Annotated in this window: 12 protein-coding genes; 9 read left to right on the top strand and 3 right to left on the bottom strand. The window is 59.6% G+C overall.

Annotation, left to right across the window (positions count from 1 at the left end; translation table 11 throughout):
* Positions 1-31: 31 nt before the first annotated feature.
* Positions 32-715: a response regulator transcription factor gene (locus tag WCL58_RS20195; protein WP_055313678.1), complete on the top strand. Its 684-nt coding sequence runs from the start codon at positions 32-34 to the stop codon at positions 713-715.
* Between the two features lie 231 nt (positions 716-946).
* On the opposite strand, the gene WCL58_RS20190 is transcribed toward WCL58_RS20195, so the two are convergent.
* Complete coding sequence (locus WCL58_RS20190) at positions 947-1498, bottom strand: tyrosine-type DNA invertase (RefSeq protein WP_141960106.1); 552 nt, start codon at positions 1496-1498, stop codon at positions 947-949.
* Positions 1499-1872: 374 nt separating this feature from the next.
* On the opposite strand from WCL58_RS20190, the gene WCL58_RS20185 reads away from it, so the two are divergent.
* Complete coding sequence (locus WCL58_RS20185; protein ID WP_060441335.1) at positions 1873-3525, top strand: multidrug ABC transporter permease/ATP-binding protein; 1653 nt, start codon at positions 1873-1875, stop codon at positions 3523-3525.
* Between the two features lie 386 nt (positions 3526-3911).
* Complete coding sequence (locus WCL58_RS20180) at positions 3912-4025, top strand: YmiA family putative membrane protein (protein WP_072265486.1); 114 nt, start codon at positions 3912-3914, stop codon at positions 4023-4025.
* 182 nt (positions 4026-4207) lie between these two features.
* On the opposite strand, the gene WCL58_RS20175 is transcribed toward WCL58_RS20180, so the two are convergent.
* Positions 4208-5428: a CynX/NimT family MFS transporter gene (locus tag WCL58_RS20175; protein WP_336851527.1), complete on the bottom strand. Its 1221-nt coding sequence runs from the start codon at positions 5426-5428 to the stop codon at positions 4208-4210.
* A gap of 503 nt (positions 5429-5931) precedes the next feature.
* Here WCL58_RS20175 and agaR point away from each other — a divergent pair.
* Genes agaR through agaF form a run of 6 tightly spaced genes read left to right on the top strand, consistent with a single transcriptional unit; the run spans position 5932 to position 10612 of the window.
* Positions 5932-6705, top strand: a complete 774-nt coding sequence (gene agaR, locus WCL58_RS20170; protein ID WP_004931804.1) for a transcriptional repressor AgaR — start codon at positions 5932-5934, stop codon at positions 6703-6705.
* Positions 6706-6728: 23 nt separating this feature from the next.
* Positions 6729-8012 carry a D-tagatose-bisphosphate aldolase, class II, non-catalytic subunit gene (locus tag WCL58_RS20165; RefSeq protein ID WP_336851526.1) on the top strand — a complete coding sequence of 428 codons (1284 nt, stop codon included), beginning with the start codon at positions 6729-6731 and terminating at the stop codon, positions 8010-8012.
* Between the two features lies 1 nt (position 8013).
* Positions 8014-8490 carry a PTS N-acetylgalactosamine transporter subunit IIB gene (gene agaV, locus WCL58_RS20160; protein WP_019455696.1) on the top strand — a complete coding sequence of 159 codons (477 nt, stop codon included), beginning with the start codon at positions 8014-8016 and terminating at the stop codon, positions 8488-8490.
* Positions 8491-8504: 14 nt separating this feature from the next.
* A complete protein-coding gene (agaW, locus tag WCL58_RS20155) occupies positions 8505-9284 on the top strand; it encodes a PTS N-acetylgalactosamine transporter subunit IIC (RefSeq protein WP_019455697.1) in 780 nt (259 codons plus the stop codon).
* Entirely contained in the window at positions 9274-10167 is an 894-nt protein-coding gene (locus WCL58_RS20150; RefSeq protein WP_016929936.1) for a PTS system mannose/fructose/sorbose family transporter subunit IID, read from the top strand. Before agaW ends, WCL58_RS20150 begins: the two co-directional genes overlap by 11 nt.
* 10 nt (positions 10168-10177) lie before the next feature.
* Complete coding sequence (agaF, locus tag WCL58_RS20145; protein ID WP_100396825.1) at positions 10178-10612, top strand: PTS galactosamine/N-acetylgalactosamine transporter subunit IIA; 435 nt, start codon at positions 10178-10180, stop codon at positions 10610-10612.
* A gap of 22 nt (positions 10613-10634) precedes the next feature.
* Here the strand turns inward: agaF and WCL58_RS20140 are convergent, their stop codons facing one another.
* Positions 10635-12362 carry an SbmA/BacA-like family transporter gene (locus tag WCL58_RS20140; RefSeq protein WP_197830801.1) on the bottom strand — a complete coding sequence of 576 codons (1728 nt, stop codon included), beginning with the start codon at positions 12360-12362 and terminating at the stop codon, positions 10635-10637.
* Between the last annotated feature and the right edge of the window lie 60 nt (positions 12363-12422).

Raw genomic sequence — 12422 nt, 5'->3', positions numbered from 1 at the left:
CCTTTCGGCTAAGCAAGCACAGGAGCAGATTATGCATTTATGGCGTCAGCAACCGCTGAACATAGCGATAATGGACAGATGTCCATTAACGTTGGAAGGGTTGGCGAGTTTTTTAAAAACGCTGCCAACCCAGGCAAAAGTCGTCGTAAAGGAAACCAGCGTCCGCGCGGTGGCGGACAGCGTGGTCTATCAGCAGGCCGACGTGCTGATTACCGAAATGGACGGCGAAGATGAGACCGTGGCTCAGGGCAGAGAAACATTGCTGGCTCTGAGCACGCAGCTGCCCGACTTGCGGGTAATCGTCTATACCTGCTGCCAGAATGCAGAAGAGTTAGGGCGCCTGTTGAACCAGCCTAATGTCAGCATCGTTGCCAGAGATGACGCTTTGCCGCTGGTGGCGGAGTTTTTTAATCGCGTGTTGCTGGGGGAACGTGTGTTGAGTCCGCAGATTGGGGCTTTTCTGGCGCCTTCCGTGAGTGGAGAGGAGGTTAGCACGCGAAAGTTGACCCGCTGTGAGAGCGACGTTTTGGCCTTTTTGTTTAACGGTATGAGCCTGCGGCAAATCGCCGAGTTGCAACGCCGCAGCATCAAGACGATCAGCGCGCATAAATGCAGCGCCATGCGTAAACTGCAGGTAAAGAATGACAGCGAACTGTTTTCTTTGCACGGCAATATTACGCGGCAATTGGGGGGGAAATGGTCAAAGGGGACCTAGCCTTTAATGGAAGGGTATGGCGTTATGATTTATCGGCAGGTTTACCGCTAGCATAACCAGTGCGGCGTGCCCCTGGGCGCTGAGGCATGAAAAGCAGCTCGGCGTTAAAGTCGTGCTGGAGTCGGCCGTTGATGACGTGCCGGGCTGCATCTTCCCATCTGATGTTTGTACCAAACTCGATGCGCTGTTTAGCAAAGGACGAGATCCCGCGTAGTTATTCTCATTGTGAGATTAAATGCTGATTGCGCGGAATCGTTCTACGTTGGTCGCGGTGTAGATCACCGTATTCTGGATATTTTTGTGTCCCAAATAATCTTGAATCAAACGCGTATCGATCCCCTTATCCGCAAGGGCGTAGCCGCAGGAGTGTCGCAACATGTGAGGATGGACCTGAACGCTAATACCGGCCATTTCGCCATACATTCTCATTAATCGATACAGCTGCTGACGTGATATTTGTCCGCCGTGGCGCGACAGGAATAACCATGGAGCTTCTGCGTCAGGATAGCTCGTCCGCTGGGTCAACCAATGTAACAGCGCCTGCCGTTCTCGCGGTTGGATCGGATGCTGAACGGAAAACCCGTTTTTCAGCCGGGATATATGGATCCGATTGGAGGTAAGATCAATGTCCTCCAGGCGTAAAGCACGCAGTTCGCTAACCCGCAAACCGTGAATAAAGCACATTAATAGTAGACAACGATCTCGAATGCTATTTTTCCCCTCATGCACGGCAGCAATCAGCTGCTCAATTTCAACCTGACTGAGAAATTTCCTTTTTTTCATTTTTCTTTCCTGCGTCTTTGATGTTGGCGATTTCTATCATGAAGTTTTATTAAAGCATTGGAGCATAATGGGCAGCAAAGGAAATAAATAATTTCATTTTTTAATAGATGGTTTTTTTATCTTTTCTATTTTTTCATTTTTCAAGTGAATATATTTTGTGTTTTATATGGTTATTTAATTTGTTTCATGAGGCTATTTAATTAGCGAATATTTAGCATCTCTTTAAGAGCCCCATGGAGAGTTTTCATCCGTCAGACAGCCATGAGATACCCTCTCTCTGATCGGTGCTTGATAAATTGTGATGAGAATTCGTCTTGATCTCATTCTCACGCCGCTTACAATGCCTGCCAGATCGCGACTTCAGAGGTTTTTTCATGGAACTGCTACGGGTGGTTTATCACCAGTACCGTTGGCCATTTCTGGCTGTCATGGCGCTGACCATGGCCAGCGCCGGTTTAGGCATCGGTATCATTGCATTTATCAATCAATACCTGATGGAGGCCGGCGGCAATGCATTGGCCGTGCTGCCGATGTTTCTCGCCCTGCTGGCATTGCTGATGGCGGTCACGCTGGGCTCGCAATTGGCGCTGACGACATTGGGCCATTACTTCGTCTATCGCCTGCGTGGGCAGCTGGTGAAGCGCATTTTGGATACCGATATTGAACGCCTTGAACAATTGGGTAGTGCCTCATTGTTGGCCAGCCTGTCCAGCGATATCCGCAATATTACCGTCGCCTTCGTGCGCTTGCCTGAGCTGGTTCAAGGGGTGATTTTAACCCTGGGGGCGGCGGCCTATCTGGGGTGGCTATCACCGAAAATGCTGGCGGTCACGGCAGTCTGGGTGGCAGTGACCGTCGTGGGCAGCGGCTGCCTGGTGTCACGGGTTTATCGTCATATGGCCAGTTTGCGTGAGTCTGAAGAGCGTCTCTATCATCGTTATGAGTCGGTGATTGACGGTCGTAAGGAGCTGACGTTGAACCGCAAGCGGGCGCAGGCGCTGTACGAACAGGCCTATCAGCCCGATGCGCAAGCTTATCGCTACCATATCATTCGCGCCGACACCTTCCATTTGAGCGCGCTCAACTGGTCAAATATCATGATGTTGGGCGCGATTGGGCTGGTGTTCTTTATGGCCAACAGTCTGGGATGGGCGGACTCGGCGGTGGCCGCCACCTATTCACTGACGCTGCTGTTCTTGCGCACGCCATTACTGCAGGCGGTCGGGGCGTTTCCGACGCTGGTCAGCGCCGAAGTGGCCTTTAACAAGCTGAAGACGCTGCGCCTGGCCGAGTATCAAGCGGCGTTTCCTGCCGCCGTTGGCCGTTCCTGGCAGACGCTGGAGCTACGCGACGTGGTTTTTCACTATGCGGATACCGAACAGCAGCCCGGTTTTGCCGTCGGGCCGCTCAATCTGACGCTGCGCCGTGGTGAGTTGGTCTTTCTGATCGGCGGCAACGGCAGCGGCAAGTCAACGCTGGCGATGTTGTTGACCGGGTTGTACCAACCGGTGAGCGGGCACATCGTTCTGGATGGCGTCGCACAGACCGCGGCGGATATGCCGGACTACCGTCGGCTGTTTTCGGCGATTTTCACCGATTTTCATCAGTTCGATCGCTTGCAGGGGCCGGAAGGTGGTGAACCCGATGCGGAATTGGTCGCCGGCTGGCTCGAGCGGTTGAATATGAAAAGCAAACTGCAGTTCGACGGCACCAGGGTGACCAACCCGCAGCTGTCGCAGGGGCAGCGTAAACGCCTGGCTCTGTTGTTGGCGGTGGCAGAGCAGCGCGATATTCTGCTGTTGGATGAATGGGCCGCAGATCAGGATCCGCAGTTCCGGCGGATTTTCTATCGCGAGCTGTTGCCTGAATTGCGCGCGCTGGGCAAAACGGTGTTTGCCATCAGCCATGACGATCACTACTTTGAACACGCCGATCGGCTGCTTGAGATGCGCTCAGGCCATTTACGCGAGTTGACCGGCATTGAGCGTGAACACGCCAGCCGGGATTCCGTCAGTAGAATCGGTTAACTCACGCCGGCCCGGGCGAGACCAAAACGGGCCGGTGCTCCCCCGCAGGATTTCAGTACGTCGCTTCATTTTCTCTCCCCCCTTCAGCGCGGTCTGTTGCCGATTTGCCTTATGACCAGTCAAATAATTGACTGCTGAATTATTTACCAGTGGTTTAATTTTGATCTCTCAAGGTGTGGCACACTGCACATTCGTTCGCCTATCAATACAAGTTAACGGCTGCCGATAACAAGGGTATCCACGGTGCCGTCCTTACTGAGGCTGCAGTGCAGGTCTATGGGTAGCAGCAGTTTTTTAAAATGCCATAGGAAAAAACGACTTTATCGATCGTTAAAATAGATCAATAATCTCAATTTGAATGGTTTAATCTATTGGTTGAGGGCGCTGTGGTGAGCAAGGATGGATCAGATATCAAACGTAAAGCATGGCTGTGCGTATTTATCGGGAGTGGGCTGTTTTGGCTACTCATCGGCGCCGTGATTTATTGGTTACTGAATTAAGTAGGTTAAGCAGGAAGGCGACTTGTGAACAAAAAGCAGGCTAAAAACCGTGAGGGCGCACAGCGTCGTGCGCAGTCCAAAATTCCGCCTTCGTGGGTGTTGAGCGATGAGCAACGCGCCTTCATTGAAGACTTGTGGCAGGATAGCGCGCCTGAGCCGGCACGGCCCATCGCCCAACGGCGCTAGCTGATCACGCGGCTGCGGCCGGCCAACGCGCCGAACAGCATTTGCAAAACGGTCAGGCACAGCAGGACGATCAGCGGCAAACGCCAGCCATCCGTCAGATCGTGCAGCAGGCCGAACAACGTGGGCCCCAGCGCCGCCAACAAATAGCCGACGGATTGCGCCATACCCGACAGCAGCGTCGCCTGATGATGATGCTGACTGCGTAAGCCAAAAAACGACAGTGCCAGCACCAGCGAACTCCCCGCCCCCAACCCGGCAAACGTCAGCCACACCAGTGAACTGGCGGGTTGCACCAATAATCCTCCGACGCCGATAAAGATCAGCAGGGAACTGCCCAGCGCGATTGCCCGCTGATCGCGCGCCCGCGGCAAAATCACCACCATGACAAAGTTGGCGACGATCGCGACCACCTGGTAAACGAACAGCTCGAATCCTGCCTGCTGGGCGGAAGTGCCGTGGCTGGCGGCAAAGGCGCTGAACCAACCGATGATGGTGTAGAAGGCGATCGATTGCAGCCCCATGAACATCGCCACTTGCCAGCCCAGCGCGCTGCCCCAGGGAGAACGATAGCGCTGTGGCTCCGTCGGCTGCGGTTCTTTGGTGGCGGGAGTGGCCGAGCGCCGTAGCTGCGGCAGCCACACCAGCAGCGCCAGCAAGGCGGGCAAACCCCAGCACAGCAAAGAGAACCGCCAGCCGAGGTCGGCCAGGGCAGCCAGCGGCACCGCCAGACCGGAGGCGATGGCGGCAACCAGTGACATCACCGCCGCATAGGCGGCGATCATCGCGGCGGCCCGATGCGGGAAATCTCTTTTCACCAGCGTCGGCAGCACCACGTTGGCGAAGGCAATGGCGGCGCCGATCAGGATGCTGCCCGGCCAGAGCATGGCGTCTTGCGGCAGGGAACGTAGCGCGATGCCGCAGACCAGCAGCGCGAGGGCGAGGCCCAGGGTGCGCTCGATGCCGATGCGTTTCGCCAGCGTCGGAGTCAATGGCGAGAGAACGGCGAACAGGATCAGCGGCAACGAGTTGATCAGGCCGGCGGCGGTGGCGGACAACGCCAGCTGTTGCTGGATCTGCTCCAACAGTGGGCCGACGCTGGTCAGGGCGGCGCGCAGGTTGGCCGCGATCAGCATAATGCCGACGATCAGCAGGACAGGGCGGTGTAAACGGCGACGCGGGGTCGCGGTGGACGTTGGGGATGAAGCGGGTTGCGGCATGGGTTCCTCGCACCAGGGCATGCAGTCAATCAGTGCTGCATGGCGTGATGCGTTGATTGACGTTAACGCTTACGTACCGACAAATTGGCGGTATCCGATCGCAAGTGTAGGGAAGATGGCTCACGCTGACAAGGGGACGGGCCGGCGGGATGATGGCGGTTAACCCCTGCCGGCCGCAGGATAATTGCCATTATGTGATCCTGGTCACTGAGTGAACTAAAAGTCATGGCGCGGGGCGCGCCATGCGCCGCTTTCGCTTTCCTCACCGCCGGCTCCGTGGCCCCCCGGCGTTCGCGCCTGTCATGGCATTTCACTTTTCCCCCTTTCCGCTTTTTGGCTTTTCGATCCGTTTCGATTCGAAAGGTTTTTTGGCGGTTTTTTTGCTAAAACGGGGCTGTAAGCCCGATCACAATTTCATTGCTTTCGCTTTGCTGTAATGCCAGCGCAGTAGAGCGAAAGCCATCTTCTCCCCGGCGATGCCGGAAACCTGAGGACCGCAGCTCATGCCAGTGAATACCGCAAAGCGACGTGAACACATCATCGATCTGTTATGCGAGCACGGCAGCGTGCGCGTGGAGCAGCTCAGCAAACAGTTTGCGGTATCCACGGTGACGATCCGCAACGATCTGCGCTTTCTGGAACGAAAAGGGTGTGCGCTGCGCGCTTACGGCGGCGCGATGCTCAATCAGCAATTCGCTTTCGATCGGCCGCTGCGGGACAAAGGGCGGTTGAATCGCGACGTCAAAACGCTGATCGCCAACGCGGCGGCCGGCTATGTGCGCGACGGCGATGCGCTGATCCTCGATTCCGGTTCCACCACCGCGCAGATCGTGCCGTTCCTGAAGGGGCGGCGCGATCTGGTGGTGATGACCAATGCGCTGAACATTGCCTACGAGCTTTCGGGAAACGACGGGGTGGAGGTCATGGTGCTGGGGGGCAGCGTGCGTCGCAACTCTTACTCGCTCTACGGTCCGGCTGCCGAGCAGCAATTGCGTCAGTACCGCTTCGACAAGCTGTTTTTGGGCGTCGACGGGTTCGATCTGAGCGCCGGCATCACCACGCCTCACCCCGGTGAGGCGCACCTCAATCGCGTAATGTGCGAGGTGGCGCGCGAGATTATCGCGGTGGCGGATGCCAGCAAATTCGGTCGCAAGAGCTTTTGCATGATTCGCGAAGCCGGACAAATCCATCGGCTGATCACCGACAGCCGTCTTCCGGACGATTACGAGCGGGCGTTAACCGAGCTGGGCGTGGAGGTCATCATCGCCGATCGGTAGCAGGGCGCCTGCATGGGGGCTTCATGCAGCAGTTGTTACAGCTTGTCGAGCAGCACAAGGCCGGTATGCCGGTCGGGATCTTTTCCGTCTGTTCCGCCCATCCCTGGGTTCTGAAGGCCGCGCTGCGGCAGGCCAAAGCGCGCGGCACGCCGGTATTGGTAGAGGCGACGTCCAACCAGGTCAATCAGTTCGGCGGCTATACCGGCCAAACGGCGGCCCAGTTCCGCGATGCGCTGTGGCGCCTGGCGGATGAGGTTGGCCTGGCGCGCGAGAGAGTGTGGCTGGGCGGCGATCATCTGGGGCCCAACGCCTGGCAAGATCGCCCGGCTCAGGAGGCGATGGTGCTGGCGGAAACCTTGATCGACGATTACGTTCGCGCCGGATTTCGCAAAATTCACCTCGATTGTTCCATGTCGTGCGCCGGCGATCCCTCGCCCCTAGGGGATGCCACGGTCGCTGAGCGTGCGGCGCGCCTGTGCGCGGTGGCGGAGCGGGCCTGGGCGCAGAGCGGCGGCGAAGCGCCGGTTTATGTGATCGGCACCGAAGTGCCGGTGCCGGGCGGCGCGCAGGAGGCGCTGGCGGGTCTGCAGGTCACCACGCCGCAGGCGGTGGCGCAAACGCTGGAAACGCACCGCATCGCCTGGCAAAAAGCCGAGCTGAACGATGCCTGGCAGCGAACTATCGCGCTGGTGGTACAGCCGGGCGTCGAGTTCGATCACCACAGCGTTGAGCATTACCAACCGCAGCGCGCCGACGCATTGAGCCATTTCATCGAACGGCAGCCGGGCATGATCTATGAAGCGCACTCTACGGACTACCAACCACCGCAGGCCTACCGCCAACTGGTGCGCGATCACTTCGCCATCCTGAAGGTGGGGCCGGCGCTGACCTTCGCGCTGCGCGAAGCGCTGTTCGCCCTCGATCGCATCGAGCGTGAATGGCTGGGGGAACGCCAGTCGGCGCAGCTGTGCGCCACGCTGGAGCAGGTGATGCGCGAGCAGCCGCAGCAGTGGAGCCGCTACTACCACGGCACGCCGCACCAGCAGTATCTCGATCGCCACTACAGCCTGAGCGATCGGGTGCGTTACTACTGGCCGCAGCCGCAGGTGCAGCAGGCGGTCGACGGTTTGCTGGACAACCTGCGCCGCAGCCCGGCGCCGCTGGCGCTGCTCAGCCAGTACCTGCCGGAGCAGGCACGGGCGCTGAACGCCGGCGAATTGAGCGCCGATCCGCAGGAGTGGGTGCTGCATAAAGTGACGCAGGTGCTCGACGATTATCACGCCGCCTGCTACCCGGAGGGCCGCTAGCATGCCGAACATTTTAATGACCCGTATCGACAATCGCCTGGTGCACGGCCAGGTGGGCGTGACCTGGACCAACACCCTCGGCGCCAACCTGGTGGTGGTGGCCAACGACGAGGCGGCCGCCGATCCGGTGCAGCAGAACCTGATGGACATGGTGGTGGCGGAAGGGGTGCAGACCCGCTACTTCACGCTGCAGAAAACCATCGACGTGATCCACAAGGCGGCGGATCGGCAGAAGATTTTTCTGGTGTGCAAAACGCCGCAGGACGTGTTGACGCTGGTGCGCGGCGGGGTGCCGATCCGGTTCGTCAACGTCGGCAATATGCACTTCGCCGAGGGGAAGCGGCAGGTGCACAAAACGGTGTCGCTGGACGACGGCGACGTGGCCGCGTTTCGCGCGCTGGCGGCGCTGGGCGTGGAGTGCGAAGTGCGCCGGGTGCCGGATGAGGCGGGCGAGGCGATCGGCAAACTGCTCTTTTGAGCCAGGGGGAAAGCATGTTGACGGATGCGTTATTGATTGCGCTGTTGGCCGGGCTGGCGGGGGTTGACCTGTTCGACGGCCTGACCCACTTCCACCGGCCGGTGGTGATGGGGCCGCTGGTGGGGCTGATTTTGGGCGATGTCTACACCGGGTTGCTGGTGGGCGGCACGCTGGAGCTGGTGTGGATGGGGATGGTGCCGCTGGCGGGCGCCCAACCGCCTAACGTGGTGATTGGCGGGGTGATCGGCACCGCGTTCGCCATTCTGACCAAGGCCGACCCGAAAGTGGCGATCGGCGTGGCGGTACCGTTCTCGATTGCGGTGCAGGGCTGCATCACGCTGCTGTTTACGCTGTTCTCGCCGATGATGCACCGCTGCGATCGCATGGTGAAGGAGCTGAACTGGCGCGGCATCGAACGGGTGAACTATCTCGGCATCAGCATCCTGTTCATCTTCTATTTCGTGGTGGCATTCCTGCCGATTTACTTCGGCGCCGATGCGGCCAGCGCCATGGTGCAGAAGGCGCCGGGCTGGCTGCTGGACGGGTTGGCGGTGGCGGGCGGCATGATGCCGGCGATCGGCTTCTCGCTGCTGATGAAGGTGATGATGAAAAAAACCTACGTGGCCTATTTTATCCTTGGCTTCATCTCGGTCACGTTCCTCAAGCTGCCGATCCTGGCGGTGGCGCTGGGTGCCCTGGCGATCGCCCTGATCGACTTCTTCAACACGCAACGCGGCGCGGCAGAGGCGACGGCCCGGCCCGCTCCGCAGGAGGACGCCGAAGATGGCATTTAACGATTCCGACGATCTGCTGGCGCAAAAGGCCGAGCAACGCATGGCGCAGGCGCTGGCCACCAGCCAGGTGGAGCAGGACGACTACCTGGACAGCCAACCCGCCGAAGCGCTGACGCGTGGCGACATCAACCGCATGGCCTGGCGTTCGCTGCTGCTGCAGGCGTCGTTCAACTATGAACGCATGCAGGCCGGCGGCTGGCTGTATCAGCTGATCCCCGGGCTGCGCAAGATCCACCGCAACCCGCAGGATCTGGCCAACTCGATGAAGATGCACATGGAATTTATCAACGTGCACCCGTTCGACGTCACCTTCCTGTCCGGCCTGGTGCTGGCGATGGAACAGAACAAGGAGAAGATCTCCACCATTCGCGCGGTGAAAGTGGCGCTGATGGGGCCGCTCGGCGGCATCGGCGACGCGCTGTTTTGGCTGACGCTGCTGCCAATTTGCGCCGGGATAGGCGCTTCGCTGGCGCTGGAGGGCAGCCTGTTCGGGCCGATCGTCTTCCTGCTGCTGTTCAACCTGTTCCACTTCGGCCTGCGCTTTGGGCTGGCGCACTACGGCTATCAGGCCGGCACCAGCGCGCTGGCGCTGTTGAAGACCCACACCCGGCGCATTTCTCATGCCGCGTCGATCGTCGGCATGACGGTGATCGGCGCACTGGTGGCCTCGTATGTGCACCTGTCCACGCCGCTGGTCATGCATGCCGGCAAGGCCAGCGTGGCGCTGCAGACAGACGTGTTGGACAAGTTGATGCCCAACCTGTTGCCGCTGTGCTTCACGCTGCTCATTTTCTTCCTGATGAAGCGCGGCTTCTCGCCGGTGAAGCTGATTGGCGTCACCGTAGCGATCGGCGTAGCGGGCAAATTTATCGGCATTTTGTGAGGAGTGGGGTATGCCAGGCATTGTGATTACCGGCCACGGCGGCTTCGCCACCGGGCTGTTGCAGGCGGTGGAGCAGGTGGTGGGGCCGCAGCCGCACTGCGCGGCGGTCGATTTCCCTGAACAGATGAGCACCGCGCAGCTCAACGACGCCTTGCGCTCGGCGCTGGCGGCGGTGGCGCAACCGGACGGCGTGGTGTTTCTCACCGACATGCTCGGCGGCTCGCCGTTCCGCTGCGCCTGCGAACTGGCGGATGCGCAGGGCGATTGCGAAGTGCTGACCGGCGTCAATATGCAGCTGGCGGCGGAAATGATGCTGGAGCGCGACGGGTTGAGCCTGGATGAGTTTCGCGAGGTGGCGCTGGCGTGCGGCAAACGCGGCCTGACGAGCCTGTGGCATGAGCGCCGCCGGGTGAAATGCGAAGACGTGCAAACCGACGGCATCTGAACGAACGCCGTCGGTCTGCGGGTTATACCGGCAGCGGGCTCAGCGCCAGGCGCGCCGGTTGATCTTCGCTGCGGCTGAAGCGCCAGCAGGTCTGGTGGTACTTCGCCACGCTGTTGCGGTGCGCCACGCTGATCAGCGTTACGTCCGGCAGTTCATCCACCAGCAGGCAGTACATCAACTGTTCGGTTTCGTCGTCCAGCGCGCTGGTGGCCTCGTCGAGGAACAGGATGCTCGGGCGAATCAACAGGGCGCGGGCGAACGCCAGCCGCTGTTGCTCGCCCGGCGACAGGCGATGGCTCCAGTTGGCGGAGGTATCCAGCCAGCGCTGCAGGTGCTTCAGGCGGCAGTTTTCCAGCACCCGCATCAGATGCGGATCGCTGTATTCCGACGCCAGGCTCGGGTAGCTCAACGCTTCGCGCAGCGTGCCGATCGGAATGTAGCTGCGCTGCGGCAGGAACAGCGTGTTGGCGTTGGCCGCTACCCCGATAGTCCCCGCGCCGTAAGGCCAGATACCGGCGATGGCCCGCAGCAGCGTCGACTTGCCGCAGCCGGAAGGGCCGACGATCAGCAGGCGTTCGCCGCGTTGCAGCGTCATCTCGGCGCCGGCCAGCAGCGGCTGGCCGTCGGGCAAGTTCAGGCTGAGGTTATCCAGCGTTAACGGATGGGCGGTCTCTTCCCGCAGCTGAATGCCGCGCGGCTGATGATGCACCTGATCGACGGCGGCGTTGAAGCCGGCCAAACGGTTGACGCAGGCTTTCCAGGTCGCCAAATCGTTAAACGCGTCGATAAACCATGACAGCGCACCTTGCACCTGGCCGAAGGCTGAGGCTATCTGCATCAGGCCGCCCATCTGAATAGCGCCGGAGAAGTAGCGCGGCGCGGCCACCAGCAGGGGAAACACGATGGCGAACTGGCCGTAGAAGTTGGTGGCGATGTTCAGCCGCCGGGTGATGCGCATAATTGCCCACCAGTTGCTGCGAATGGTGTCGAAACGATCGCCCAGCTGCTGCGCCTCGCGCGGTTCGCCGTGGTACAGCGCGATGGCGTCGTTGTTTTCGCGGATGCGGATCAGGCCGAAACGGAAGTTCGCCTCGTACCGTTCCTGATTGAAGCCCAGCATGACCAGCGGTTTGCCGACCCACCAGATCAGCAGCGATCCCAGCACCGCATACAGCAGCGCGAACCACACCATATAACCGGGCAGCGTGATGGCGTGCTGGCCGAGCGCGAAGGTCATCGGCCCGCTGACGTGCCACAAGATGTCGATAAAGGAAAACAGCGTCACCAGGCTGGAGAGCAGCCCGAGCGACAGCGACAGGGTATATTGGGTCAGCACGTTGAGATCTTCGGCAATACGCTGATCGGGGTTATCGACGATCTGCTGCTGCTCGGTGTGGTAATACGCCTGGTGCGCCAGCCATTTTTCCATGAACTTTTCCGTCATCCAGCGCCGCCAGCGCATCTGCAGCCCCTGAGTCAGGTAGATCTTGTAGACCGCCAGCACGATGAAGATCAGCGCCAGATAGGTAAAGCGCCACAACTGCGCCTTGAATACCGGGTAGTTTTTGTTCTGCAGCGCATCGTAGAACACCTGGTTCCATTGGTTGATCTGCACGCTGATATAGACCAGACCGAGCGACAGGACGATGATGGCGATCAGCATCATCCAGGCGCGCCATCGCTCCTCCGACACCCAAAAGGGTTTGATCAGCTGCCAAACGGCGTGTTTCTGCAAGGGGGTTGCGTTCATAGCGACTCGTTAATTGCGGCATTTTGTTCAGCATGGGCCGCGGGCCGGTAACAAACAAAC

Origin of the sequence: Serratia sp. TMDUHS_CL (assembly GCF_037137105.1) — a bacterium.
Taxonomy (GTDB): Bacteria; Pseudomonadota; Gammaproteobacteria; order Enterobacterales; family Enterobacteriaceae; genus Serratia; species Serratia nevei.
The sequence above is the reverse complement of the archived record's forward strand: the minus strand, read 5'-3'. Positions and strand labels throughout refer to the sequence as shown.

Excerpts from the sequence above, each read along its gene's own strand:
- agaF (WP_100396825.1), top strand. The coding sequence starts at position 10,178 with ATGCCAGGCATTGTGATTACCGGCCACGGCGGCTTCGCCACCGGGCTG.
- WCL58_RS20165 (WP_336851526.1), top strand. The coding sequence starts at position 6,729 with ATGCAGCAGTTGTTACAGCTTGTCGAGCAGCACAAGGCCGGTATGCCG.
- WCL58_RS20150 (WP_016929936.1), top strand. The coding sequence starts at position 9,274 with ATGGCATTTAACGATTCCGACGATCTGCTGGCGCAAAAGGCCGAGCAA.
- WCL58_RS20185 (WP_060441335.1), top strand. The coding sequence starts at position 1,873 with ATGGAACTGCTACGGGTGGTTTATCACCAGTACCGTTGGCCATTTCTG.
- WCL58_RS20175 (WP_336851527.1), bottom strand. The coding sequence starts at position 5,428 with ATGCCGCAACCCGCTTCATCCCCAACGTCCACCGCGACCCCGCGTCGC.
- agaR (WP_004931804.1), top strand. The coding sequence starts at position 5,932 with ATGCCAGTGAATACCGCAAAGCGACGTGAACACATCATCGATCTGTTA.
- agaV (WP_019455696.1), top strand. The coding sequence starts at position 8,014 with ATGCCGAACATTTTAATGACCCGTATCGACAATCGCCTGGTGCACGGC.
- WCL58_RS20190 (WP_141960106.1), bottom strand. The coding sequence starts at position 1,498 with ATGAAAAAAAGGAAATTTCTCAGTCAGGTTGAAATTGAGCAGCTGATT.
- WCL58_RS20195 (WP_055313678.1), top strand. The coding sequence starts at position 32 with ATGCATTTATGGCGTCAGCAACCGCTGAACATAGCGATAATGGACAGA.
- agaW (WP_019455697.1), top strand. The coding sequence starts at position 8,505 with ATGTTGACGGATGCGTTATTGATTGCGCTGTTGGCCGGGCTGGCGGGG.
- WCL58_RS20140 (WP_197830801.1), bottom strand. The coding sequence starts at position 12,362 with ATGAACGCAACCCCCTTGCAGAAACACGCCGTTTGGCAGCTGATCAAA.